Source organism: Lysinibacillus sp. NPDC097868 (genome assembly GCF_044761135.1).
GTDB lineage: Bacteria > Bacillota > Bacilli > Bacillales_A > Planococcaceae > Lysinibacillus.
Genome location: NZ_JBIWBS010000001.1, coordinates 1,857,078 through 1,880,975, shown reverse-complemented (window position 1 = coordinate 1,880,975; position 23,898 = coordinate 1,857,078). Strand labels below are relative to the sequence as shown.

The following is a 23,898-nucleotide window of genomic DNA, read 5'->3' as shown; positions in this document are numbered from 1 at the left end:
TCTTACTCTAAATAAACACATAAAATATTTTTAAGTCGTTCGGTTAGTCGGACGGCTTTTTTATAGGTGTATTTTTCACGCTAGTTAATTTTGTAGTGGTAAACTGCTGCTTTCAAAATAAAATTTGAAATTAGTGTCCCTTCGCACAACAAATAGTCGTATATAGTGTGCAGAAAGGGGGTGTTACCGATGCCAAAAACGAATTTTTTAGGTGCAACGCTTCGCTTAAAGTATTTAGCAGGACACAATGAAAAAAATGAGCCGAAGTTCGCAATCAAAACATACCGTAATTTAAATGGTACGCATACAACAGCGGCGTTAGTAGCGGTAGCTAAAGCGATTGCGAGTCTTTCATCACAGCCACTCGACAGTATTATGAAGCAAGAAACAACAGAATTATCGTAAATTCAGTCAAAACAAGGGGGGATTATAGTGGCAAAAGTGTTAGAGTTACAATTTGAAACAGAGACGGGAAAGACGGCGACGATTGCGATTGATGCACCGAAACCAAATGTTACACCTGCTGAAATTCAACAAGTAATGCAAACGATTATTACGAACAGTGTATTTGGTGGACAAGCTGGTGCTTTTGTTGGCGTGAAAGGCGCACGCATAATTGATCGCCAAGTTTCAGAATTTGAACTAGGTATGCATTAATGAGTGAAATGGTCTTTGCACTAAGGTGCAAAGACCATTTTTAAGACGTAAGCAAAATTCGAAAGGAGGGGGCGGTGTGGAACAGTGGCTGAACATGGTATCCAATATTGGCTTTCCTATCCTCATGTCGTTTTATTTATTACATCGCGTTGAAGTATAACTTGATGCGATCCATGAAGTGCTTGTTTCGATTAAGGAAAGATGATTTCACAAAGATGTAAGAAAGCTGTCACTACAGGTAGTTGTCAACGCTTACACCATTCGATAAGATGAGGGTAATGTTGGTAGGGAGTGTGTGTAGATGAAAAATAAGGTAATAGGGTTTGTGTTACTATTAGCGTTAGTTACAGTACTTAGTGCATGTGGGAATGTGAAGTTTAAAGCTGATTATAGTTATGAAATACAAGATTTTGACCATGTCAATCAACGTGGAGAAAACGTTTCACTTGAAAGTTTAAAAGGCAAACCTTGGTTAGGCATGTATATTTTCACGAATTGTAATTCGGTTTGTCCACCAATGACGTTTAACATGACGCAAATACAAGAAAAGCTCATGAAAAAAGGAATAGAAGATTACAACCTTGTCGCTTTTTCAGTAGATCCTGAAGTGGATACACCTGAAGTGCTAGCTGACTATTTAGCGAGATACACAGTGCCTGATGAATCAAAATGGAATCTCCTTACGGGGTATTCTCAGTCATATATTGAGCAATTTGCAGTGAAATCCACTAAATTACTAGTAAAAGATGACCCGAATTCCGATCAAGTTATTCACGGTATCCAATTTTTCTTAGTCGATAAAGATGGTATCCTTGTAAAACAATATGACGGCTATGCGAAGGACGCAGCAGATGTACCGATCGATACGATCGTTGGCGATTTAGAAACATATATAGACGAAAACTTATAAAAAGAAAGCTAGTGCTAAATGGATATAGCACTAGCTTTCTTGCGTAATCGCTTATATTTTCAACGGAATCTTCATCTTAACGACCGTTCCCCAACCTTTTTTGCTTAAGATAGTAAGCCCTCCATGATCACCAAAGGCGACAAGGAGTCGCTTGTGTGTATTACTTAACCCAATATGGCTGTATTGCTCATTTTGCTGAAGACGCTCACGTACTATTTGTAGCTGACTTCGGTCCATGCCTTTTCCATTATCGATAACGACTAAGGTCATCAAATCGGCTTGAACGGTCATTTTAATTTTAATATGACAAAGCTGCTTTTGTGGTTTTCCATGCTCGATGGCATTTTCAATTAATGGTTGAATCGTCAACTTCTTCACTTTGAATGGCATAATATCATCATCATATTCCCATAGAACGTGGAATTGATTTTGATGACGCGCTTTCAAAATATCAATATAGTGCTTCGTGTATTTAATTTCCTCCATTATTGGTACCATACTTGATTCATCATCTAGTGAGTAGCGGAGAATTGTCGCTAAATTATCAATCATGTCATTTAATTCATTTGGTTTCCCTGTTAACGATATCGCGCGCCAGTTCAATGTTTCCAGTGTGTTAAATAAGAAATGGGGGTTCAATTGGGATTGTAGGGCGGCTAGCTCTAACGTTTGCTCCTTGTATTTTTTCTCAGCTAGCTTTCTTTTCAAAGTATTTTGTTCCGTAAAATTCAATAAAACTTTATGTGTAATTAGACTATAAACATCATTAACAGGGATTGAAATGTCAGGTAATGCACCGCCTTGTTCAGCAGATTGGAAAATAGCTAATATCTTTCGCATATGAACAGTTGCTTTTCTTGTTACCCAGTAGGCATAGATGACACTGCCTATAATGCAAATCGCTGAAAGAAATAACACAAGCTTCAATAGTTTCTTTGGTACTTGGTAAAGACTCGTTTTAGGATTGATAGATAAAAATGTCCAGTCATATTTTGATGACTCCATTTTAGAAATAACGTATGGCTTGCCATCAATCGTCATATCAAAAAAAGCATTAGGATTAGATGTCAGCCTTTGTATAATTCGGTTACCTAGCTCATAGTTTTGCTCGTTAAAAATAATATTATTTTTATTGTCCACGATTACTAAATTTCGTCCAACTGTCGTTGACAGTGACGCGAGTTGTTGCTGTAAATAGTCTGCTTTAATATTTAACACAAGCACGCCATTATTTTTAGGAATGGTCCGATACATTGTAATAATATTTAAAGGTGTATCCATTTGGTTATTCGTCATTCGTTTAATGGTCCGTGATTCTGCCCAAGTTTCCTCATAGCCGAGATGGGTCACAAAGCTATGATACCAATTAAAATCGAGTGTATTTCTTAATTCGACTAAACCCGTTGTTGTCGTCGATAAATACTTTCCAGAATCGTTTTTTACATAGATGTATATCGAGTGAATATATTCTCTTGCTTCTTTTGGTGCATCAATAAAATTTTTTAATGTGACAAGGTCCTTATAGTCTTGGTGAGTAAGTGTTGGCTTATCCATAAGCTGCTGTAGGTTGTCAAATTGATTTGTACTAGAAATAATATAGCTATTTAACGAATCGAGCTCATAAAAAATAAGCTCGATATTTTCCTTTGTTTGCGTTAAAAGATCTGTATTGCGATCAATAATATCCTGTAATACATATTGTTGAATTAAAAAAATGGATAATGCCCCTAATACAATGAGTGGAATAAGCATTGGTATTAATAAGCTAATTAAGTTTTTTAAAAAATAGGTGCGTATGTAATGGTTAGTCAATGTGAAGGCCACACTCCTCGTTTCGATATTCACGAGGTGTTTTACCATAATATTTACGGAATGTCCGGGTGAAATTTTTAGCATTGCTATAACCCGTTAATTCACTAATTTCATAAATTTTATAGTCAGGATTTTTTAGAAAAATCGCTGCCTTTTCCATTTTTACTTCTACGACAAAATCAGAAAAGTTGCGACCCGTTTTTTCCTTGAAATATTTACTGATGTAGACAGGATTTAAATGAACAAGCTGTGACGCTCCTTCTAGGGAAGCATGTTGATAATGCTCGTTAACATAATTTAATATCGTTTCAATGACCTTATCATGATTAAAGTCCGTTTTAAAGGTTACATATTTTTCGTCGAGCTGTGCTTTAATCTTTGTAAAAACTGTGACCAGTTCACTGTATTTTGTTGGTTTGGTTATGTAGTTTTTTACACCATATTGGATAGCTTGCTGTGCATAATCAAAATCTTTATAACCACTTAAAAACACGATATGGATTGGTGATTTTTGTTCATCGAGCTGTTTAGCAATTTCGATTCCTGTTAGCTCTGACATTCTTATATCTGTGAGTAACACGTCGACATGATGGTTATTAATAAAAGCTAAAGCCTCTATACCATTTTCAACAGCACCCACTATTTCAAAACCAATTTCTTCCCATGGAAAATAACTGCTTAAGCCATTACGAATTTCAAACTCATCGTCAGCAATTAATAGTTTATACATCGCAAATCATCACCTTTTAAATAATTAGAAATATTAAAATAATTACTTTTTATCATACTCTATTTATAAAGTTTATGAATCCCAAATGTTGAAAATTGATACTTTAAGTAAGTGTAAGGGACTAACATATTAAAAAAAGATACTATTTTGTCTAATAACAGCCCTTTTTTCAACAATATTATTACTGTTTAATTAAAAGTATATTAATTATTTAGCAATTTAGTAATTTCAGATAATTGATATATTTAATAAATATGCAAGGGGATTATGAACGAGGGGGAGTCTTTAATTTAGAAGAAAAATATCAATATATAATGGTAGACAAAAAGTCTAGTAACACCAATTAAAAACAGTGAGATTACAAATGAGATCGAAGTGGTTGCAGGAAGGATGACAGCAATGATTGAAGTAAACAATTTAAAAAAATCCTTTGGCCCCTTACAAGTTTTAAAGGGGGTAGATTTACAAGTACAGCAAGGGGATGTTGTTGTATTAATTGGAGCGAGTGGTTCAGGAAAAAGCACATTGTTACGTTGTTTAAACTTTTTAGAGTTATATGATGAAGGACAAATACGTATTGAAGGGCAGGCCATACATGCTACTAAAACGGATTTAAATAAAATTCGAGCCGAGGTAGGTATGGTGTTCCAGCATTTTAATCTTTTCCCTCATCGGACAGTACTTGAAAACATAATCGAAGCACCAATCTTTGTGAAAAAGCAGTCAAAAGAAAAAGCAACTGCTTATGCATATGATTTACTTGAAGAAGTAGGGTTACGTGATAAAGCGGCAATGTACCCTGATAGTTTATCAGGCGGTCAAAAGCAACGAGTAGCCATTGCTCGTGCATTAGCGATGGAGCCAAAAGTGATGTTATTTGATGAACCAACCTCTGCATTAGATCCAGAGTTAGTTGGGGAGGTACTACAAGTCATGAAACAGCTTGCTAATGATGGTATGACGATGGTTATTGTGACGCATGAAATGGGCTTTGCACGTGAAGTAGGGAATCATATTGTCTTTTTGGAAGGTGGACAAATTTTAGAAGAAGGCCATCCAGACACATTCTTCGATAATCCAAAAAATGAACGAACGAAGCAATTTTTAAACAGAATTTTACACATAGGGGGTAGTAAACATGAAACGGTTCAAGCTTAAGGCATTATTAGCAACTTTAACATTAGGGGTAGGTCTTTTAGTAGGCTGTAGTTCAAATGAAGAACCAAAAAAAGCAGCATCGTCAGGCACTGAACAAGAGGAATTTGTTTATGCAATGAGTGGAATTTATAAGCCATTTAACTATAAGGAAAATGGCGAGTTAGTAGGATTTGACGTAGAACTCGGAGAAGCGTTGGCTGAAAAAATGGGCATGAAGCCTGTTCCAATGACTTTCCCGTTTGAATCTATTATTCAAGGTCTTTTAGACGATAAATTTGATGCGATTTTAGGGAGTATGACAGTCACTGAGGAACGCTTAAAGGTTGTTAGCTTTACAGATACTTACTATCGTTCAGGCTCACAACTATTTGTAGCTGAAAATAATACGACTATTAAATCAGGAGCAGATGCACAGGGCAAAGTAATTGGTGCTGTACCTGCCACAAATTATGAAACTGATGCGTTAAAATTAACAGCTAAGGAAAATGTTATTACTTATCCGCAAGGGGATGTTGCAGCATTGATGGATATTAAGACAGGTCGGTTAGATGCTGTTGTAGCAGATAATATTTTTGCGCAGCTTGCTATCGACGAAGCGAAAATACCAGTTAAAGCTGTTGGTGATTTATTAGCAGTAAATGAACAAGCAATTGCAGTTAATAAAAAAAATGTGGAATTAAAAGAAAAGTTAAATATAGCATTAGCACAACTAATTGCGGATGGAACATATGCAGAGATCAGTGAAAAATGGTTTGGTTTTAACTTAATGGATGAAAGAGTTAGTAAATGAGCAACGGAGGAAACATTCCTCCGTTACCTTACAACAATGATGACAACAGAGTGGGTGAATAGATGTTAGAAATTTTTCAATCGAATTATAAAATGCTTTTTGATGCACTATGGGTAACTCTTTCAGTAACGGTTTGTTCATTAGTATTAGGTAGTATCGTCGGGTTAATTATCGCTTTTTTTAATATGTCAAAAATAAAAGTACTGAAATATTTTGCTGCAGTATATTTAGCCATTATCCGTGGTACACCGATGATTGTTCAAATTTTTATTTTATATTTTGGTATTTCTTCGTTCCTAACGCTCCCTTCTTTTTGGGCAGGTGTATTAGCATTAGCTGTCCATAACGGAGCGTATATTTCTGAAATTTTCCGAGGTGCAATTCAGTCAATCGATCGTGGTCAAATGGAGGCGGCTCGTTCGTTAGGGATGTCTCAGACATTGGGGATGCGCCGAGTAATTTTACCTCAAGCTATGCGTAGAGCGATTCCGCCCCTTGGCAATCAATTCATTATATTATTGAAGGAATCTGCGCTTGTTGCTTATATTGGTATGTCAGATTTATGGAGTACTACATTAGCCATTGCCGGTGCAAACTATCGTCCATTAGAAACATATATGGTCACAGGTGCCTTTTATTTAATACTAGTATTAGCATTTACATTTATTTTCAATAGAATGGAAAAGCGTTTGAATTTACAGACGCGTCATTAAAGGGAAACTGTAGCAACGAGTGCGTTTGCTACAGTTTTTTTTGAGTTGAGGTGCCTGACACTAAAAAGATTAGCAAAATTCAAAATTGTTTGAGTGACTGGCACTTGTTATAATATGAATGTTCCGGCTTCAAATAAGGGGAGGTAGTTTTGTATGAGCATAGGTGAAACGTATTTAAACGTTGTACTAGAGAGATTTAAATCTGTCAAAGCGGATGGCGATAAAACAATTGCACAATTAGACATTGAGCAATTGCACTGGGCTTCCAACGAGGAGTCAAATAGTATTGCGGTCATTGTCAAACATGTTAGTGGAAACATGGTTTCAAGATGGACTGACTTTTTATTAACGGATGGCGAGAAAACGACAAGGAATCGTGATGATGAATTTATTGATAGCATTGATACTAAAGAAGAGTTAATAGCAATTTGGGAAAGGGGCTGGCAAGTATTTTTTAAGGCTTTACATAGTTTAACTAAAGAAGATTTGTTGGCGAACGTCACAATAAGAGGACAGCAACATACAGTGATAGATGCTACTGAAAGACAGATGGCGCATTATGCTTCGCATGTCGGGCAAATTGTCTACGTAGGTAAGCAAATAAAAGGTGACGCTTGGAATACATTGAGTATTCCAAGAGGGCAATCGCAGGCGTTCACAGACGCTATGATAAAAAAGGGGTAGCATAACTGGCAAACTTCAAAATTGTTTGGGTGCCAGGCACATAAAATGGCACAAAAAAAGCCATCCACCAAGTTAAGCTTGAGGGATGGCGTTTATTTTATGATCGATCATCTTCCCAGCAATCTGTATTTTTCAATCCTGGGATAGATTTTGCGTAAAAGACAGGGTTTTTTCCTTTTTTACGTTGCTGTGTGAAATCATCTAAAACTCGGAATGCTATTTTACCGAGAATCATAATAACCGTAATATTGATTAGCGCCATTAGCCCCATAAATAAATCAGCTAAGTTCCAAACAAGTTGCACTTGAGCTACTGATCCGAACATTACCATGGCAAGTACTAAAATGCGATATACAGTCATCCAGCCTTTATGCGCATTGATAAACTCAATATTTGATTCGCCGTAATAATAATTACCAATAACGGAGCTGAATGCGAAGAAAATAATACTAATCGCGATAAAATAAGGTGCCCAATCGCCAACATGTACAGCTAATGAGTTTTGCGTAAGGATAATACCATCACTTTCCCCTGTTTTGTATAAGCCTGCCAAAATAATAATAAAAGCAGTTGCTGAACAAATCATAATTGTATCAAAAAATACGCCTAAACTTTGCACAAGTCCTTGTTTAGCAGGGTGTGAAGTATTGGCTGTTGCTGCTGCGTTTGGCACACTACCCATACCTGCTTCATTGGAGAATAATCCTCTACGAACACCTTGCATAATGGCAATTCCAATCGCCCCGCCAGCCGCTTCCTGAAGTCCAAATGCTTGAGAGAATATGAGCTTGAACACTGCTGGAATTTCTCCAAAATTTGTTACAACGACATAAAGTGCAACGAGTAAATAAAATACGGCCATTACAGGTACAATTACTTGTGTAAATTTAACAATTCTATGTACACCACCGAAAATAATCATCGCCGTTAGTACCACTAATAGAATGCCAATAACAACTGGTTTAATATTAAATGCTTCACCTACAGAAGTAGCAATTGTATTTGACTGTACAGCGTTAAAAATAAAGCCAAAGCTCAACGTTAAAAGAATACTAAAAACGATTCCTAACTTACGTTGTCCTAAGGCCTTTTCTATATAATAGGCAGGACCACCACGAAAAGTATCGCCGTCTTTTACTTTATAAACTTGAGCGAGTGTACTTTCAATAAAAGCTGTAGCCATACCGAGGATGGCAATAATCCACATCCAAAATACTGCGCCAGGACCACCAACACCGATGGCAAGTGCAACCCCAGTTATATTACCAGTACCTACACGCGACGCTGCGCTAATCGTAAAAGCTTGAAACGGAGAAACACCAGATTCACCATCTCTTTTCTCAGCTATTAAACGAAACATTTCAGGGAAAAGACGTATTTGTACAAACTTAGAGCCAATTGAAAAATATAATCCAGCTGCTAATAATAATATAATTAAGAGGTACGTCCATAAAATATTATTCGTGTCATCTACAATATTTGTAATCCATTGCATATTGTCTTCCTCCTTTTTTCAATAAGTTTTTATTTTACACTTACTTTTTATGAAACATCAAATTTTTAAAAATTCATAATAATAAAATGATATTTTGTTTTTGAAATGCATTGTTATTTTGTAAATACTTATATGGTGGTAAAATAGTAGTAAAAAATAGGCTGGTGTTGACTACAGTGGTTGTGGCTAATTCTTTTTAATTTAGTATTGATCTTGGTTTTTGTTTTATACCTATAAATAGAAAAAATGGAATGATTGTTTATAGTATAAACTACTAAGGAAAGCGCTGTTATTGACAAAGGAAGTATTCTTTTCCCTTCTATTTTAATAAAAATTTACGATGAAATCACGGGAGAGGTTAATGACGAAAAGAGGTTTTTATAGAAAAGGAGTGGATGATTTGAAGACAATTGGATTAATTGGTGGTATGAGTTGGGAGTCTTCGGCTATGTATTACCGTCTTCTTAATGAAAAGGTACAGCAGCAATTGGGTGGCTTACATTCAGCAAAATGTATTTTATATAGTGTCGATTTTCAAGAAATTGAGCATTATCAAGCGAACGGACAATGGCAAAATGCGGGGGAAATATTAGCGGAAGCGGCATTATCATTAGAAAAAGCAGGTGCCGATTTTATTGTCATTTGTACAAACACAATGCATAAGGTAATGAATGTTATTGAGACGAATATTACAATTCCGATCTTACATATTGCCGATGCAACTGCCGTTCAAATTCAACAAGCTCGTTTACAAACTATTGCATTGTTAGGTACAAAATATACGATGGAACAGGATTTTTATAAAACTAGAATCGAACAGTTTGGCATTAACGTAATAGTGCCAAACGATGAAGAACGAACAGTCATCAATCGAATTATTTATGAAGAGTTATGTTTAGGTAAAATTGAACGGACTTCAAAAGAAGCCTATTTACAGGTTATTGAAAGCCTTGTGAAATCTGGCGCGCAAGGAATTATTCTAGGCTGTACTGAGATTGGATTATTAATTCAGCAAGAAGATGTTCCAGTCCCTGTTTTCGACACGACCATTATTCATGCGCTAGCCGCTGTAGATAAGGCACTAAAATAGAGAAAGGCCATTGATAAGGAGCGATAAAATGACAAAAAAAGTGCGGGAAATGGGAATTGCTATTGGCACGTTACCAGTAGGTAAAAAAAATTGTATTACCGATGTACAAGGTGTGAAAGTAGGGCATGTCACTCTTGATGAAAGGTTAAATGAAGAAGGGGCATACGCTTGTACAGGGGTAACGGCCATTTTACCGCATGGTGGAAATTTATTTCAACAAAAAGTTACAGGTGCAAGTTATGTGTTAAATGGTTTTGGCAAGACAACAGGACTTGTTCAAGTAAATGAGCTAGGTGTGATTGAATCGCCAATTATGCTGACAAATACTTTTGGTGTGCCTGCTGTAACACAAGGAACTTTGCAATATATGTTAGAGACGAATAAAGAAATTGGCGAAAGCACAGGGACAATTAATCTTGTTGTTGGGGAATGTAATGATAGTTATTTAAATTCTATTCGGACATGTCCAATCACACCAGGGCACGCATTAGAAGCGATTTATAACGCATCTGAAGATGTAGCAGAAGAAGGCGCTGTTGGGGCGGGAAAAGGGATGATTTGTTTCGGCTATAAGGGGGGAATAGGATCATCATCGCGCATTGTGACAATAGAAAATGAAGAAGAAATCAACTACACAGTTGGTTGTATGGTGCTAAGTAATTTTGGCCATAGCTCAGAGTTTTTAACTGAACACTACAACGTGCCAAATGCTCAAAGTAACACTGTAATATCACCAACAGATGGCTCGATTATCATGGTGTTGGCGACGGATGCACCCCTTAGTAGCCGCCAACTAACTCGGGTTATTAAACGCTGTGGAATCGGACTTGGACGAACAGGCAGTCATTATTCTCATGGAAGTGGCGATATAGTGATTGGCTTTACGACAGCAAGGCTTATTTCACATAGTAAGGATCAATATTTGGAGACACGACAGCAGCTACGCGAAGATCACCCGATTATGAATCAGTTATTTACAGCCGCAGCGGAAGCAACAGAGGAAGCCATTTTAAATTCACTTTCACAGGCGCAAACAACTACTGGCCGAAACGGTCATGTAGTAGAAGCTTATAAATTTAAAAATTAAACGAAAAGCTATTGAGCACTAAAGTGTTTCAATAGCTTCTTTATTTTTCAACTAAAAAAAACAGTAAAAATTTCTTTATGTCGTTTTCTCCTGCTTGTAAATCACTGTATATTTTTTGCTTTGCTAAATAGTAAGCATCTGATAAATGCAGTAATTCATTTATTATCCATTCAGCACGTTCCTCTAACTGTATAAAGTCAATAAGTCTGAACAGCATTGACGCCACATCACCTTGATTCTTTGAGTATGTATATTCACAACTGAACATGCCAATCAGGATTTGTAAAGGGGAATCGTTGTAAGGGCTTCCATAAAAGGACTGTATTAATGAACAGATATCAATCGATTTTGCTTTTGATGATAATGAAATATCAATTAATTCAACTGGTGGATGTTCAAGTTTTTCGATAATATCCTCTGCCCAATCAATAACGTCCTTTTGCAATCCCTAATCGATAGACCTCTGCGATCACTTTTATATCCATTGTAAACTCCTTTTAAAACTACAATTTTAGGCAAAATGACCACGATGCCATTATTTGATTTATTTCGGCTGGATTATACAACCTTCAATATAAAAATTCGCTAAATACTTATAAAATAGCTAAAATTTCTCCTGTTGTATTAATTTTTTCACTATTTATAGCATAATTTGTGTAATCAGTAGAGAATAGCTAATATTTTGACATTATCCTTTTTTTATCTAGTCAACAATTATGTGGTATGTTAATATTCAATGAAAATACTGAATTATCTAATAATTTTACTTGTTTCCTACAAAGAGGTGGGTATGATGCAAGAAAAGATTTATCAGCCGATTGAAGTGAATTATACTCCGAAGAATCAACAACCAACTCCTATCATTCAAAAAAGCCTCGAGCCTTTGATTAAAATTGACAAACAACAATCTAGAATTTTTACTCAACCTGTTTATTACCTATAACAAATTGCTAACAGTTTACAATCCATTTATTTGCGTAAAGAAGCTTTTGAGCGATTACAGCAAGCTTTATTGCTATTGCCTGAAAATTATAGCTTTATTTTATATGACGGATACCGTCCATTCCAGGTGCAACAATTTTTATTTTCGCATTTTTCTGAAGAAATTCAACATCAACATCCAAATTTTACAAAAGAAGCAGTTTTTAAAGAGACGTTAAAGTATGTGGCTTTTCCAAGCGAAGGCCAAGAGCATTTTGTTCCGCATGTAACAGGTGGGGCGATTGATTTAACTCTAGGAGATGATAAAGGCAATGCGTTAGATCTTGGTACAGCATTTGATGAAATTAGTGAAAAATCAGCAACCCGCTATTTTGAACTACATTCTGATGAAAATAAGGAAGCGTGTGTTCATCGTCGTCTTCTGTATAACTGTATGACGGCGGTAGGATTTACGAATTATGCTGAGGAATGGTGGCATTATGACTTTCGCAATATTGCGTGGGCGAGAAGGGTAAATGCTAAAGAAGCCAATTATGGTGCTATTGAAGCAAAGATTGAAAATTATTTAATAAAGGAGTATCGATATTTATGAAAGTTTATATAAGTGCAGATATTGAAGGAATTACAGGAACAACCTCGTGGAGCGAGACAGAACTGAATGGACCAGATTATCATTTTTTTCAGAAACAGATGACGAAGGAAGTTGAGGCAGCAATTGAAGGTGCGCTAGTTGGTGGTGCAACGGAAATTTTATTGAAGGATGCCCATGACTCAGCTCGAAATCTTGATATTGCAAACTTGCCCATCAATTGTAAAGTCATTCGTGGTTGGACATATGACCCGATGTGTATGGTAGCAGGACTTGATAGTAGCTTTGATCGTGCGATTTTCATCGGGTATCACAGTAAAGGAGGAAGCGAGCGCAATCCATTAGCACACACGCTTTGTGTATTTGCAGATATTAAAATAAACGGCGAATATGCAAGTGAATTTCTCATTAATACGTACGCTGCTTCCCTACATGGCGTTCCAGTATCTTTTGTCAGTGGAGATGTTGGGCTTACGGAAGAGATTCAATCATTCAATCGCAACATCGTAACTTTTGCCACTAAAGAGGGGGTAGGCAATGCAACAATAAGTGTCAGTCCCCAATTGGCAATCGCCGAAACAAAACGACTTGTAGAAGCATCAATGAAAATATCACGTAATGACTTACAAGTGACATTGCCCGACCGATTTGTAGTGGAAATTATTTACCGTGACCATACACGTGCCTACCGAAACTCATTTTATCCGAACGCAACATTTAAGCCGCATAACACAGTCGAATATGTAACAGATGATTATTTTGAGGTACTTCGAATATTACAGTTTTTAACATAAGAATAGACTGTAGGTGAATAGATGAAAATTAAAAATATAGTTGTAAGGAAGGTTGAAGCTCCGCTCATTGTGCCATTTAAAACGGCATTGCGTACGGTTCATAGCATTCAAAATATTGCTGTTTATGTCCATACAGAGGATGGCCAAATTGGCATAGGTGAAGCAGCACCAACTGCAGTCATTACAGGTGAGACACTTGGTTCTATCAGCCATGCTATCGAACACCATATTAAACCAGCAATTTTAGGGATGGATATAGAAGAAATCGCATCCATTATGGAGCGTTTAGATAAAAGTATTTATCAAAATACGAGTGCTAAGGCAGCGGTTGATATGGCGCTTTATGATTTACATGCACAGTACTACAAAACCCCGTTGTATAAATTATTAGGGGGCTATCGAAAGGAATTAGTAACGGATATTACAATCAGTGTGAATCATACTGAAGAAATGATAAAAGATAGCCTTGCTGCAGTAGAGCGTGGCTTTCAAATACTAAAGATTAAGGTTGGAAAGGATCCAGCGTCAGATGCTAAGCGGGTGGTGGCAATACGGGATGCTGTAGGCCATGCGATAACATTACGAGTTGATGCCAATCAAGGATGGACGCCGAAGCAAGCAGTGCGAATTATAAGTGCACTTGAAGATGCGGACGCCAATATTGAATTAGTCGAGCAACCTGTTCACTATGATGACCTTGTCGGCATGCAATATGTGACAGCCAATACATTAACTAATATTTTGGCTGATGAAAGTGTATTTTCAGCAAAAGATGCTTTCACGATTATCGAACGACGTGCTGCCGATTTAATTAATATTAAGCTTATGAAAACAGGTGGCATTTTTCAGGCGCAAAAGATATGCAACATAGCAGAAGCCAATGGCATTCCTTGTATGATTGGTTGCATGCTTGAAACGAAAATAAGTGTCAGTGCGGCAGCGCATTTCGCCGCCTCACAGAAAAATATCACAATGGTAGATTTAGACGGACCGAGTTTATGTATGAATGATCCTATTGCAGGAGGTCCCATTTTTAACAATGATCGAATAACGATGACGGATGCAATTGGAATAGGGTTTTCATGATAAAAAAAGCTAAGGGGGATGCTTATGATGAAAAGGAAATGGTTTCTTTTAGTATGTCTAGTCGCCTTACTTTGTGCGGCCTGTAGTAATGATTCTTCGGAAGAAAAAAAATCTGAGTACCGGGTCGTTTATTCAGGAGAGATTAAAACATTAAACTATTTAAAAACATCTGAAACAAATGAATTTGCTGTCGCTGCAAATTTAGTTGACGGGCTAATTGAATACGATAAGTATGGTGTCGTTCAACCAGGCATAGCGAAAGAATGGTCATCAAACGAAGATGCAACTGTTTGGACATTTAAGCTACGTGATGATGTGAAATGGGTTACGCATGAAGGTAAGGAGTATGCCGATGTTGTGGCCCAAGATTTTGTGGATGGCCTCAATTATGTGTTAGATGCAAAAAATGAATCTTCTACCGTATGGAGTGCGACCGTTGTAAAAAATGGTGAAGCGTTCTATAACGGTGAGCTAACTGATTTTTCGAAGGTGGGAATCAAGGCGATCGATAAATCGACGGTCGAATATACTTTAGAGGCGGCTACTCCTTATTTCCTTTCGATGTTGAACTATGTTTGCTTCTTCCCTGTAAATGGAAAGTTTTTAGCTGAAAAAAGTGATAAGTTTGGGACTACACGTGAGAACTTCCTTTATAACGGTGCATATATATTAGACAAATTTGAACCTCAAAATGAGCGTGTCCTTGTGAAAAATGACACGTATTGGGATAAGGATAATGTCCTAATTGATCGAATTCGCTATAAGTATAATAAAGAAGCGGCAACAGTTGCTCCAGAGCTATTTTTACGTGGCGAAATCGATTCAGCAGATATTCCAACATCCATTATTGACGAATGGTTCAATGATGACAAGAAAAAATCGCAAGTACGTCAAACGCAAAATAATTTTTATTCGTATTTCTATGCTTTAAACTTTAATCCGCAATTCGATGCGGAATATGAACCTGATAACTGGAAGGTCGCTGTCAATAATAAAGATTTCAGAAAATCATTATTCCATGCATTTGATCGTGTATCAGCGATGCTAACAGTCGAACCGTTTAATCCTCAAGATTTACTAAGTAATACAATCACACCGAAAAATTTTGTAGATGTTGAAGGCGTTGACTATACACAACTTGAACCTTTAGCTGCGATTACAAGCAATGATTCCTTTAACAAAGATTTAGCATTAGAGTTTAAGGAAAAAGCAATGGCAGCGCTGGAAGGGAAAGCGACATTCCCAGTAAAGGTATTGATGCCATATAACTCTGGGATGCCAGATTGGGCAAATCGTACACAAGTTATTGAGCAACAAATCGAAAAATTATTAGGTGCGGACTACGTTGATATTATCGTAGAAGCGGGTCCATCGACAGGCTTCTTATCAGAAGTTCGACGTCCAGGTAAATTTGCATTAATAGAAGCAAACTGGGGTCCAGATTATGCGGATCCGTCAACGTATACAGAACCATTTAGCGTAGATGGCACTTACAATAAGCCGGAATTAGCGGAAGGGTATACAGAAGCAAATGGTCAAACAATCTACTTGAATTTATTGGATAAAGCGAAGGCAACAATTGAGACGGAAGAACGCTATAACTTATTTGCCAAAGCGGAAGCCTTCCTAATTGAAGAGGCGTTTGTAATTCCATACGCCGTTGGTGGCAGCGGTTATGTTGCTTCAAAACTAAATCCTTTTGAAGCTCAATACTCACCATTTGGTGTGACAGCAGAGAAGTTTAAAGGGCAAAAAGTGTTAGAAAAACCAATGAGTAACGATGAGTTTAAGGCAGCTTTGGCACAGTGGGAGCAGGAACGTGCGAATGCATTAACGAATGCAACAAAATAAAAGAGTGAATTAATCATTACCAAGATTCAATCAGTGAGCAAAAGTGGTGATTTTTCAATACAGAGGAGATGACCGAAAATGCTGATTCGGCATCTCCTTCATGCTTTGTAAAATTATTTAAATGGAGGGGAGGGTTTTGTGTATGTTGTGGTATGTAGGAAAGCGTTTGCTACAATCCGTTATCACACTGTTTATTATTATCACGATTGTGTTCTCATTATTACGATTAATGCCCGAAGAAGGATATTTAGGGGCAGCGGCCGAGAAAATGTCACCAGCTCAAAAGGAAACTTATTTAACAAGTTTAGGGTTACGTGATCCACTACCTGTGCAATTGGGGAATTTTTATGTGGATTTATTTCAAGGTGATTTAGGCAAATCTGTTACATATCGTACGGATGTTCCTGTAGTCACAATTATTTCAGATAAAATAACGTATTCATTGTTATTTGGATTAGGAGCTGTAGCTTTATCGCTTCTTATCGGTATGCCACTCGGCATTTTGATGGCTCAAATGAAGGGACGCTGGTTGGATCGACTAGGAACTGGCTACATTGTTTTTGTCGTAGCTGTACCAGCAGCAGTGTATTACTTAGTAATTCAAATGTATATTACGGACATTTTTCATTTGCCAATGCTTTTTGATGAATATAGGCCCATTACTTGGCTATTACCGCTTACGTCAATGGCGTTAGCACCGACCGCCTCCTACGCAATGTGGATGCGCCGTTACATGGTAGATGAATTAAACAAAGATTATATTAAGCTAGCACGTGCAAAAGGAGTAAAAGAGCGCACGTTGATGTTTAGTCATGTACTGCGAAATGCCTTTATCCCGATGGCGCAATATTTGCCAGCAACAATCCTTTTTACAATCACTGGCTCTATTTATATAGAATCCTTGTACTCTATTCCAGGAATGGGAGGATTACTAGTTGATGCTATTCAACGGCAAGATAATACGATTGTACAAGGCTTAGTGCTTGTTTTTTCATCACTTGGTATTATCGGTTTGATTTTAGGTGATATTGCCATGGCACTCGTTGATCCACGCATTAAATTAGGGAAAGGGGAGAGTGTACGCTAATGAGCATTTATACAGAAGAGATAGATAATATATCAGACAAATCTCGTGCAGAACTATTTGAATTTTTTGAAGCTAATGATCGTCAGGCGGAAGAAACAGCCTACTCCAATTATTCCTATTGGCGTTCTACTTGGAAATCCTTTTTGAAAAACCGCGTGGCTGTCTTTTTATTAGTAATGGTTTGTATCATTGTAGCTTTCACTATTTTTCAGCCATTTTTACCCGCACAAAAATCACCAACTGAAATATACCTCGATGAACAAACGGGCTTACAGGCACGTAATATTGCACCGAACGCGGAATTTTGGTTTGGCACTAACTCGATTGGGCAAGATTTATGGTCTCGTATTTGGGCTGGGACAAGGACGTCGTTAATGATTGGCTGTGTTGTCGCATTAGTGGAAGCGGTTGTGGGGATTACAATCGGCACACTATGGGGCTTCTCTCGTAAATTAGAATTGCCGATTACTCAGCTTTACAACGTAGTAGATAATATACCAACAACGATTGTCCTTATTTTAATGTCATATATATTACGCCCTAGCATTTCGACCATTATTATTGCAATGTGCATTACAGGCTGGGTAGAAATGGCGCGCTTTATCCGTAATCAAATTGTTATTTTACGAGATCGAGAATATAATTTAGCATCAAAATGTTTGGGGACACCGGACTATCGAATTATTATTAAAAATCTACTACCGTATTTAATATCTGTCATCATGCTTCGGATGAGTTTGGCGATTCCATTTGCAATTGGGGCAGAAGTATTTTTAACGTATATCGGCTTAGGATTACCCATTAGTGAACCTTCATTAGGGAATTTAATCAACGAAGGTCGTGTTCTGATGATGTCACCAGATTTGAGGTATCAGTTAATTTTCCCAAGTATTGTACTAAGTATTATTACAATAGCATTTTATATTATTGGTAATTCATTTGCAGATGCAGCAGATCCTAAAAATCATGTATAGGGGGGATTGAAATGGTAGTGGAGCAAACAAAATCCCGTATTTTAACGATTCAAAACTTAGTCATCAAATTTACACTTCGTGGTCAAGTTCTCACAGCAATTCGAGATATTTCCCTTGATTTATATAAAGGTGAAAGCCTTGCCATTGTTGGAGAATCGGGTTCAGGTAAATCAGTGCTCATGAAATCAATCATGGGCTTACTCGATAAAAACGGTTATATCGAACAAGGGCAAATTTTATATAACGATATGGATTTAGCGCAGTTTAAAACGGAACAACAGTGGTTGAATATCCGAGGTAAAGAAATAGCAATTGTTACACAGGACCCTATGACATCTTTGAATCCTTTAAAAACAATCGGTAAGCAAATAGAGGAGTGTGTTGTGTTACACCAAGGGCTAAAAGGCAAAAGTGCATATGCAGAAACACTCAAATTATTAACGGATGTCGGTATTTATAATGTAGAGAAACGCTATAAGCAATACCCTCACGAATTTTCAGGGGGAATGCGCCAACGGATTGTCATTGCCATTGCACTCGCATGCAAGCCGAAAATTTTAATATGTGATGAGCCAACGACAGCACTGGACGTAACTATTCAAGCACAAATTTTACAGCTTCTAAAAAATCTTCAGCAAAAATACGGACTGACAACTGTTTTTATTACACATGACTTAGGCGTTGTAGCAAAAGTCGCAGATCGTGTCGCTGTGATGTACGCAGGGGATGTTATCGAAGTTGGTGGCACACATGAAGTATTTTTTAATGGTAAGCATCCATATACATGGGCACTTCTTTCTTCTTTACCTCAGCTTGGGTTGAAGGGGGAACAGCTCTACGCCATTAAGGGTACCCCACCAAACCTTTTTAAAGAAATTAAAGGTGATGCTTTTGCCCCGCGCAATCAATTTGCTCTAAAGATTGATTACGAAATACGTCCACCATTTTTTCAAGTAAGTGAGACACATTATGCACGTACATGGCTATTAGATTCTCGTGCACCAAAAGTAAAACCTCCCGCAGCACTACAAGCATTTTTTGAAGAAGGGAGACTGTATGCCAATGGGCAATAAAGAAGTATTAGTCGAAGTGAAAAACTTGAACATTGTGTTTGGTAAAGGGAAAAATAAGTTCGTGGCAATTGACAATGTTAGTTTCGATATTTATAAAGGCGAAACATTCGGCTTAGTAGGTGAATCTGGCTCAGGAAAAACGACCATTGGCCGTGCCATTATGCGTATCAATGAAGTAACGGGTGGTCAAATTTTGTATCATGGCAAGAAAATTAACGGCAAAATCACAAAAGATTGGGACCGTGAAATTACGCAAAAAATTCAAATGATTTTCCAAGACCCGATGGCATCGCTCAATGAACGGGCAAAGGTGGACTATATTATTTCTGAAGGTCTGATGAATACGAAAAATTTTAAAGATGAGGATGACCGACAGCAAAAAGTACAAAATGCGTTATTAAATGTTGGCCTATTGCCTGAATTCGCTAGTCGTTTTCCTCATGAATTTTCTGGCGGTCAGCGTCAACGCATTGGGATTGCGCGTGCACTAGTGATGGAGCCTGAATTTATTATTGCGGATGAGCCTATTTCCGCACTAGACGTGTCCATTCGAGCGCAAGTGCTTAATTTGCTATCGAACATTCAAGAAAAAAATAACTTAACATACTTATTCATTGCCCACGATCTATCAATCGTACGATTTATTACAGATCGTACTGCCGTCATTTACAAAGGGAATATTGTCGAGTTAGCAGAGACAGAAAAGCTATTTACTAACCCAATTCATCCATATACGCGGGCGTTGCTATCAGCAGTACCTGAGCCAAATCCATATAAGGAGCGGGCGAAAGTAGTAGAAGTTTATAATCCATTACAGCATCGATATGATATGACGCCACCTTCATTTGTGGAAGTTGAGCAAGGGCATTTTGTTTTAGCAAATGAAGAGGAAATCGAAAATTACCGTACATTAAAAAAAGTGGAGGTAAGCGAATGATTCGACCTAAAGCTTTGACAGAAGGGGATACAATTGGACTTATCAGTGCTTCAGGTGCTACGCCACCAGAAAAGCTATACCCCGCAATCGCTAGTATTGAGAAACTCGGTTTTAACGTAATAGTGGGGGAAACATGTCGAGCAAGACATGGTTATTTAGCTGGTTCAGATGAGCTTCGTGCGCATGATGTAAATGAAATGTTCCGTAATCCCCATGTGGATGGGATTTTCTGTATACGAGGAGGGTACGGGGCAACGAAAATTTTACCTAGACTTGATTTCGACATGATTAAAGAAAATCCAAAGGTATTTGCAGGTTATAGCGATGTGACGGCATTACATATCGCCTTTAATCAAAAATGTGGTTTTGTTACTTATCATACGCCCATGCCATCGACGGAATTTATTGCACAAAACATGGATCAATTTACGTGGGATTCGTTTATTAAGCAGGTGATGGCAACAGATAACAACTGCTTGCTGCTAAATCCACCACAACAACCAATGACAACACTTGTTACGGGTAAAGCGACAGGGCAACTTGTAGGCGGTAATTTAACATTGATAACGGCATCACTAGGCACGCCGTATGAAATTGATACAAAGGGTAAGATTTTATTTTTAGAAGATATAGATGAGAGCGAGCAACGTGTAGATCGCATGCTTACACAGTTAAAATTAGCTGGTAAGCTCGATGAAGCACAAGGGCTGTTACTAGGTGCATGGACGAATTGTGGTCCTGAAAATCCGGAGCACCCAGAGCGTAGCTTATCACTAAACACTATTTTTGAGGAGATTTTAAAACCGTTAAAGAAACCAATTTTAATGGACCTTGCCTGTGGTCACTGTTTACCGACGATGTCACTTCCTTTAGGGCGGACAATTACCGTACACGCAGAAACGCAAAAAATTAAAGTTATAGGGTAGGTGAACTATGCAACAGACGATTCAACATATTATAGATGATGCTCCGTACAAAGTGCATATGTTTGTGAAAGAGTTGAAGACGAATCAGTTCATGATGACAGAACGCATAGATGAACCATTCTCTAGTGCAAGCTTAATTAAAGTGCCAATACTCATTGCCGTATTGGATTATTTAGAAAACCACAATGTGCCTTTAGATCAAGTTATGACGATAAGTCGCGAGGACTGGGTCGATTATAGTGTTATTAGTGAACAAAAATTAACGACAAGTACGATTTATGAACTGTTAGTGTGGATGATTGCGACAAGTGACAATACAGCGACAAATGTATTAATAGATTTTATCGGTATGGATACACTTAATAAGTTCTTTCGTAAAATTAGCCTAAAACATACACAAGTGCAACGAAAAATGATGGACTTTGAGCGACTAGCAAAAGGTGTGGACAATATTACCTCTGCGCGTGATATGGCACATCTTTTTAGCAAAATTTATGCAAAAGATCTACTAAATCCTGTGTTTAGTCAGCTTGTAATTGATATTTTGTGTCGCCAGCGTTTTCATGAATCTTTAAGACGGTATATAGCCGATGATGTGGAAATAGCCCATAAAACAGGTGGTCTTGATAGTGTTGACCACGATGTAGGAATTGTTTACAGTGACGTTCAAGATTATTGTATAGGCGTATTTATTACAGAAGTTACTGAAAATGATATCGCTCGGCAAATAATAGGTCATCTATCAAAGGCCGTTTATGACAATCTAATCGGACTGAAAGGAGAGGCGCCATGAATGCAATTGTCATTGCTATGATTGCGAATTTACATGCTAAACCAGATGGTGCTTCAGAGCTGATTGATGAAGTCCTTTATGGTATGGCTGTTCAAGTTATAGAGGAGCTAGCGAACGATTGGGTGCGAATTCAAACTGCCTACCGCTACGAAGGCTATTGTGAAAAAAGGAATTTGCTAATAGATGATATGAAAACAAGTACTTGGCTTCTAAAAGCCCAACATGTTATTAACCAGCGTTTTGCAGATGTTTTACAAGCACCGAAAATTCAAAGCTCGATAATCATGACATTCGTAAAAGGGTCAATTGTGCATGTCGTTTCAGATGAGACGTTAAGTAAAGAATGGGCAGCAATTCAATTGGCGACAGGAGAAATAGGTTATTTACGTCAACAATGGCTGCACCAAAAAGTTGCAGAAAATAGCCTTGCGGAGCCTGTATTCCGAGAAAATGTCGTGCAAACGGCACTTAGCTATTTAGCAACCCCGTATCGCTGGGGAGGAAAGTCACCGCTTGGCATTGATTGCTCAGGCCTGTGTTCGATAGCCTATATGCTAAATGGTGTGACGATTTTCCGTGATGCTAAAATCGTTGAAGGTTTTCCAATTAAAGAAATAACATTTGAACGAATGCAAAAAGGAGATTTATTATTTTTCCCTGGCCATGTTGCAATGTATATTGGCCAGACACTGTATGTACATTCATCGCTCGGTGGCAATGAGGTTAATATTAATAGTCTAGATGAACAGCATGTGTTATATCGTAAAGATTTAGCAACGACCATTACAGCCGTTGGGAGCTTATTTTATTAAGACCTATGAATCTTGGATGAAAAAAGAGGTATTCAACGGACGGGACGTTGAATACCTCGAAGGTTGCTATTTTTTAGGTAGCTTTTTTTCTCAATATTGATAAATATTTAATTGTTGCCCAGCTTCAATAGTATCTGTGCGAAGCTGGTTCCATTGCTTAATAGATGTGACCTTGACATTATGAGCCTGTGCAATATGCATCAGAGAGTCACCATCCGCAACTGTAATTGTTTTTTTTATTTTTACGGGGCTGTCATATTGTTGTAAGTCGTACTTGGCAATTAGGCTATTTAGCTTTTCGTTGTATGTTGAATCCGTTGCGTAGGAGCCTGTTAAAAATTTTGTCGCATCTGTATAGGACTTTGTATTACTTTTAAAGACCCCAGTATAAAAATTTTTGTTCCAGGATACACCGTTGCGAAGTAAATGGACATAATCCTTCATGGATTCTTCATAGGAAGGATATTTGCGGAATTCAGCCATCACAGTTGTTAGATTACCAGAGCCATCATCCTCAAATGTTTCAAGTGTCACGGAATCGTTTTGATATTTGCCTTTCATGCCAAATAGATTGTTATTAGGAGCCGCACCAAGACCACTTTCTCCTTGCTTGCTCTCTAAAATGGCTTGTGCAATCATCACAGATGCATAGAGGTCATTTTCTGCTCCAAGCTGTCTTGCAGTTTCTGCAATGGAACCAATGAATTCTTCAACACTCGGACCTTCATCTACATATTCTTGTACGGGATTATTTGCAGGCTTGAATAGCTGGATCATCATATAAGTGGAAATACTGATTACGGATGCTATAACAACCATACCGATTAACAGTTTTTTTAATAATCTCATGTCGTTTATAGATGTTGAATATTTGCAACACCTTCCTCCTTTCTTCTCGAAAATAGATT

At 37.6% G+C, this 23,898-nt stretch carries 27 protein-coding genes; 22 read left to right on the top strand and 5 right to left on the bottom strand.

Translation table 11 applies throughout. The features are described 5' to 3' along the window. The first annotated feature begins 189 nt into the window (after positions 1–189). From ACIQXJ_RS09300 to ACIQXJ_RS09285, 4 genes are all read left to right on the top strand, one after another. A complete protein-coding gene (locus ACIQXJ_RS09300) occupies positions 190–405 on the top strand; it encodes a DUF1659 domain-containing protein (protein ID WP_403052502.1) in 216 nt (71 codons plus the stop codon). 27 nt (positions 406–432) lie between these two features. Further along, the gene (locus ACIQXJ_RS09295) at positions 433–657 is read left to right on the top strand and encodes a DUF2922 domain-containing protein (protein ID WP_401007677.1); all 225 of its coding nucleotides are present in this window, start codon (positions 433–435) and stop codon (positions 655–657) included. Between the two features lie 94 nt (positions 658–751). Further along, entirely contained in the window at positions 752–817 is a 66-nt protein-coding gene (locus ACIQXJ_RS09290; protein WP_403054876.1) for a YvrJ family protein, read from the top strand. Between the two features lie 141 nt (positions 818–958). After that, positions 959–1,567: an SCO family protein gene (locus ACIQXJ_RS09285; protein ID WP_403052498.1), complete on the top strand. Its 609-nt coding sequence runs from the start codon at positions 959–961 to the stop codon at positions 1,565–1,567. Between the two features lie 51 nt (positions 1,568–1,618). On the opposite strand, the gene ACIQXJ_RS09280 is transcribed toward ACIQXJ_RS09285, so the two are convergent. Further along, positions 1,619–3,379, bottom strand: a complete 1,761-nt coding sequence (locus ACIQXJ_RS09280) for a sensor histidine kinase (RefSeq protein WP_403052495.1) — start codon at positions 3,377–3,379, stop codon at positions 1,619–1,621. Further along, the gene (locus tag ACIQXJ_RS09275; protein ID WP_403052492.1) at positions 3,372–4,109 is read right to left on the bottom strand and encodes a response regulator transcription factor; all 738 of its coding nucleotides are present in this window, start codon (positions 4,107–4,109) and stop codon (positions 3,372–3,374) included. The genes ACIQXJ_RS09280 and ACIQXJ_RS09275 overlap by 8 nt, the downstream gene beginning before the upstream one ends. 399 nt (positions 4,110–4,508) lie before the next feature. On the opposite strand from ACIQXJ_RS09275, the gene ACIQXJ_RS09270 reads away from it, so the two are divergent. The 4 genes from ACIQXJ_RS09270 to ACIQXJ_RS09255 all read left to right on the top strand — a co-directional run bounded on the left by ACIQXJ_RS09270 (position 4,509) and on the right by ACIQXJ_RS09255 (position 7,454). After that, positions 4,509–5,267 carry an amino acid ABC transporter ATP-binding protein gene (locus ACIQXJ_RS09270; protein WP_403054874.1) on the top strand — a complete coding sequence of 253 codons (759 nt, stop codon included), beginning with the start codon at positions 4,509–4,511 and terminating at the stop codon, positions 5,265–5,267. Then, positions 5,248–6,057, top strand: a complete 810-nt coding sequence (locus tag ACIQXJ_RS09265; RefSeq protein WP_403052489.1) for a transporter substrate-binding domain-containing protein — start codon at positions 5,248–5,250, stop codon at positions 6,055–6,057. Before ACIQXJ_RS09270 ends, ACIQXJ_RS09265 begins: the two co-directional genes overlap by 20 nt. A 62-nt stretch (positions 6,058–6,119) precedes the next feature. After that, the gene (locus ACIQXJ_RS09260) at positions 6,120–6,770 is read left to right on the top strand and encodes an amino acid ABC transporter permease (protein WP_172771184.1); all 651 of its coding nucleotides are present in this window, start codon (positions 6,120–6,122) and stop codon (positions 6,768–6,770) included. 153 nt (positions 6,771–6,923) lie between these two features. Beyond that, positions 6,924–7,454 carry a DUF1572 family protein gene (locus tag ACIQXJ_RS09255; RefSeq protein WP_403052486.1) on the top strand — a complete coding sequence of 177 codons (531 nt, stop codon included), beginning with the start codon at positions 6,924–6,926 and terminating at the stop codon, positions 7,452–7,454. A 97-nt stretch (positions 7,455–7,551) separates the two neighbouring features. Here ACIQXJ_RS09255 and ACIQXJ_RS09250 read toward each other — a convergent pair whose 3' ends face one another. After that, a complete protein-coding gene (locus ACIQXJ_RS09250) occupies positions 7,552–8,949 on the bottom strand; it encodes an alanine/glycine:cation symporter family protein (RefSeq protein ID WP_403052483.1) in 1,398 nt (465 codons plus the stop codon). A gap of 400 nt (positions 8,950–9,349) precedes the next feature. Between ACIQXJ_RS09250 and ACIQXJ_RS09245 the strand changes: the two genes are divergently transcribed. Further along, a complete protein-coding gene (locus tag ACIQXJ_RS09245; protein WP_403054872.1) occupies positions 9,350–10,039 on the top strand; it encodes an aspartate/glutamate racemase family protein in 690 nt (229 codons plus the stop codon). Positions 10,040–10,067: 28 nt separating this feature from the next. Then, the gene (locus tag ACIQXJ_RS09240) at positions 10,068–11,126 is read left to right on the top strand and encodes a DmpA family aminopeptidase (protein WP_403052479.1); all 1,059 of its coding nucleotides are present in this window, start codon (positions 10,068–10,070) and stop codon (positions 11,124–11,126) included. A gap of 40 nt (positions 11,127–11,166) precedes the next feature. Here the strand turns inward: ACIQXJ_RS09240 and ACIQXJ_RS09235 are convergent, their stop codons facing one another. After that, on the bottom strand, positions 11,167–11,571 hold the full coding sequence (locus ACIQXJ_RS09235) for a hypothetical protein (RefSeq protein ID WP_403052476.1): 405 nt from the start codon (positions 11,569–11,571) through the stop codon (positions 11,167–11,169). A 345-nt stretch (positions 11,572–11,916) separates the two neighbouring features. On the opposite strand from ACIQXJ_RS09235, the gene ACIQXJ_RS09230 reads away from it, so the two are divergent. The 12 genes from ACIQXJ_RS09230 (at position 11,917) to ACIQXJ_RS09175 (ending at position 22,990) form a co-directional block, all read left to right on the top strand. Then, the gene (locus ACIQXJ_RS09230) at positions 11,917–12,069 is read left to right on the top strand and encodes a hypothetical protein (protein ID WP_403052473.1); all 153 of its coding nucleotides are present in this window, start codon (positions 11,917–11,919) and stop codon (positions 12,067–12,069) included. Positions 12,070–12,099: 30 nt separating this feature from the next. Then, on the top strand, positions 12,100–12,660 hold the full coding sequence (locus ACIQXJ_RS09225; RefSeq protein WP_403052470.1) for a M15 family metallopeptidase: 561 nt from the start codon (positions 12,100–12,102) through the stop codon (positions 12,658–12,660). After that, a complete protein-coding gene (locus ACIQXJ_RS09220) occupies positions 12,657–13,451 on the top strand; it encodes a M55 family metallopeptidase (RefSeq protein ID WP_403052467.1) in 795 nt (264 codons plus the stop codon). Before ACIQXJ_RS09225 ends, ACIQXJ_RS09220 begins: the two co-directional genes overlap by 4 nt. 21 nt (positions 13,452–13,472) lie before the next feature. Beyond that, entirely contained in the window at positions 13,473–14,537 is a 1,065-nt protein-coding gene (locus ACIQXJ_RS09215) for a dipeptide epimerase (RefSeq protein WP_403052464.1), read from the top strand. Between the two features lie 24 nt (positions 14,538–14,561). Then, positions 14,562–16,388: a peptide ABC transporter substrate-binding protein gene (locus tag ACIQXJ_RS09210; RefSeq protein WP_403052461.1), complete on the top strand. Its 1,827-nt coding sequence runs from the start codon at positions 14,562–14,564 to the stop codon at positions 16,386–16,388. A 142-nt stretch (positions 16,389–16,530) separates the two neighbouring features. Then, positions 16,531–17,475, top strand: a complete 945-nt coding sequence (locus ACIQXJ_RS09205; RefSeq protein ID WP_403052458.1) for an ABC transporter permease — start codon at positions 16,531–16,533, stop codon at positions 17,473–17,475. Continuing rightward, entirely contained in the window at positions 17,475–18,449 is a 975-nt protein-coding gene (locus ACIQXJ_RS09200) for an ABC transporter permease (protein WP_403052455.1), read from the top strand. The genes ACIQXJ_RS09205 and ACIQXJ_RS09200 overlap by 1 nt, the downstream gene beginning before the upstream one ends. Before the next feature lie 11 nt (positions 18,450–18,460). Continuing rightward, positions 18,461–19,522, top strand: a complete 1,062-nt coding sequence (locus ACIQXJ_RS09195) for an ABC transporter ATP-binding protein (RefSeq protein WP_403052452.1) — start codon at positions 18,461–18,463, stop codon at positions 19,520–19,522. Further along, entirely contained in the window at positions 19,512–20,459 is a 948-nt protein-coding gene (locus ACIQXJ_RS09190; RefSeq protein ID WP_403054871.1) for an ATP-binding cassette domain-containing protein, read from the top strand. Before ACIQXJ_RS09195 ends, ACIQXJ_RS09190 begins: the two co-directional genes overlap by 11 nt. Then, positions 20,456–21,385: a S66 peptidase family protein gene (locus tag ACIQXJ_RS09185; protein ID WP_403052449.1), complete on the top strand. Its 930-nt coding sequence runs from the start codon at positions 20,456–20,458 to the stop codon at positions 21,383–21,385. Before ACIQXJ_RS09190 ends, ACIQXJ_RS09185 begins: the two co-directional genes overlap by 4 nt. Before the next feature lie 7 nt (positions 21,386–21,392). Further along, positions 21,393–22,178 (top strand): serine hydrolase, encoded by a 786-nt coding sequence (locus ACIQXJ_RS09180; RefSeq protein WP_403052446.1) that lies wholly within the window; start codon positions 21,393–21,395, stop codon positions 22,176–22,178. Beyond that, positions 22,175–22,990, top strand: coding sequence for an NlpC/P60 family protein (locus ACIQXJ_RS09175; RefSeq protein ID WP_403052443.1), 816 nt, complete (start codon positions 22,175–22,177; stop codon positions 22,988–22,990). Before ACIQXJ_RS09180 ends, ACIQXJ_RS09175 begins: the two co-directional genes overlap by 4 nt. Before the next feature lie 90 nt (positions 22,991–23,080). Here the strand turns inward: ACIQXJ_RS09175 and ACIQXJ_RS09170 are convergent, their stop codons facing one another. Continuing rightward, the gene (locus tag ACIQXJ_RS09170) at positions 23,081–23,839 is read right to left on the bottom strand and encodes a glucosaminidase domain-containing protein (RefSeq protein ID WP_403052440.1); all 759 of its coding nucleotides are present in this window, start codon (positions 23,837–23,839) and stop codon (positions 23,081–23,083) included. Positions 23,840–23,898: the final 59 nt, after the last annotated feature.

Excerpts from the sequence above, each read along its gene's own strand:
- ACIQXJ_RS09220 (WP_403052467.1), top strand. The coding sequence starts at position 12,657 with ATGAAAGTTTATATAAGTGCAGATATTGAAGGAATTACAGGAACAACC.
- ACIQXJ_RS09260 (WP_172771184.1), top strand. The coding sequence starts at position 6,120 with ATGTTAGAAATTTTTCAATCGAATTATAAAATGCTTTTTGATGCACTA.
- ACIQXJ_RS09195 (WP_403052452.1), top strand. The coding sequence starts at position 18,461 with ATGGTAGTGGAGCAAACAAAATCCCGTATTTTAACGATTCAAAACTTA.
- ACIQXJ_RS09190 (WP_403054871.1), top strand. The coding sequence starts at position 19,512 with ATGGGCAATAAAGAAGTATTAGTCGAAGTGAAAAACTTGAACATTGTG.
- ACIQXJ_RS09275 (WP_403052492.1), bottom strand. The coding sequence starts at position 4,109 with ATGTATAAACTATTAATTGCTGACGATGAGTTTGAAATTCGTAATGGC.
- ACIQXJ_RS09200 (WP_403052455.1), top strand. The coding sequence starts at position 17,475 with ATGAGCATTTATACAGAAGAGATAGATAATATATCAGACAAATCTCGT.
- ACIQXJ_RS09265 (WP_403052489.1), top strand. The coding sequence starts at position 5,248 with ATGAAACGGTTCAAGCTTAAGGCATTATTAGCAACTTTAACATTAGGG.
- ACIQXJ_RS09175 (WP_403052443.1), top strand. The coding sequence starts at position 22,175 with ATGAATGCAATTGTCATTGCTATGATTGCGAATTTACATGCTAAACCA.
- ACIQXJ_RS09270 (WP_403054874.1), top strand. The coding sequence starts at position 4,509 with ATGATTGAAGTAAACAATTTAAAAAAATCCTTTGGCCCCTTACAAGTT.
- ACIQXJ_RS09215 (WP_403052464.1), top strand. The coding sequence starts at position 13,473 with ATGAAAATTAAAAATATAGTTGTAAGGAAGGTTGAAGCTCCGCTCATT.
- ACIQXJ_RS09185 (WP_403052449.1), top strand. The coding sequence starts at position 20,456 with ATGATTCGACCTAAAGCTTTGACAGAAGGGGATACAATTGGACTTATC.
- ACIQXJ_RS09205 (WP_403052458.1), top strand. The coding sequence starts at position 16,531 with ATGTTGTGGTATGTAGGAAAGCGTTTGCTACAATCCGTTATCACACTG.
- ACIQXJ_RS09180 (WP_403052446.1), top strand. The coding sequence starts at position 21,393 with ATGCAACAGACGATTCAACATATTATAGATGATGCTCCGTACAAAGTG.
- ACIQXJ_RS09230 (WP_403052473.1), top strand. The coding sequence starts at position 11,917 with ATGATGCAAGAAAAGATTTATCAGCCGATTGAAGTGAATTATACTCCG.
- ACIQXJ_RS09240 (WP_403052479.1), top strand. The coding sequence starts at position 10,068 with ATGACAAAAAAAGTGCGGGAAATGGGAATTGCTATTGGCACGTTACCA.
- ACIQXJ_RS09255 (WP_403052486.1), top strand. The coding sequence starts at position 6,924 with ATGAGCATAGGTGAAACGTATTTAAACGTTGTACTAGAGAGATTTAAA.
- ACIQXJ_RS09210 (WP_403052461.1), top strand. The coding sequence starts at position 14,562 with ATGATGAAAAGGAAATGGTTTCTTTTAGTATGTCTAGTCGCCTTACTT.
- ACIQXJ_RS09300 (WP_403052502.1), top strand. The coding sequence starts at position 190 with ATGCCAAAAACGAATTTTTTAGGTGCAACGCTTCGCTTAAAGTATTTA.
- ACIQXJ_RS09285 (WP_403052498.1), top strand. The coding sequence starts at position 959 with ATGAAAAATAAGGTAATAGGGTTTGTGTTACTATTAGCGTTAGTTACA.
- ACIQXJ_RS09170 (WP_403052440.1), bottom strand. The coding sequence starts at position 23,839 with ATGAGATTATTAAAAAAACTGTTAATCGGTATGGTTGTTATAGCATCC.
- ACIQXJ_RS09250 (WP_403052483.1), bottom strand. The coding sequence starts at position 8,949 with ATGCAATGGATTACAAATATTGTAGATGACACGAATAATATTTTATGG.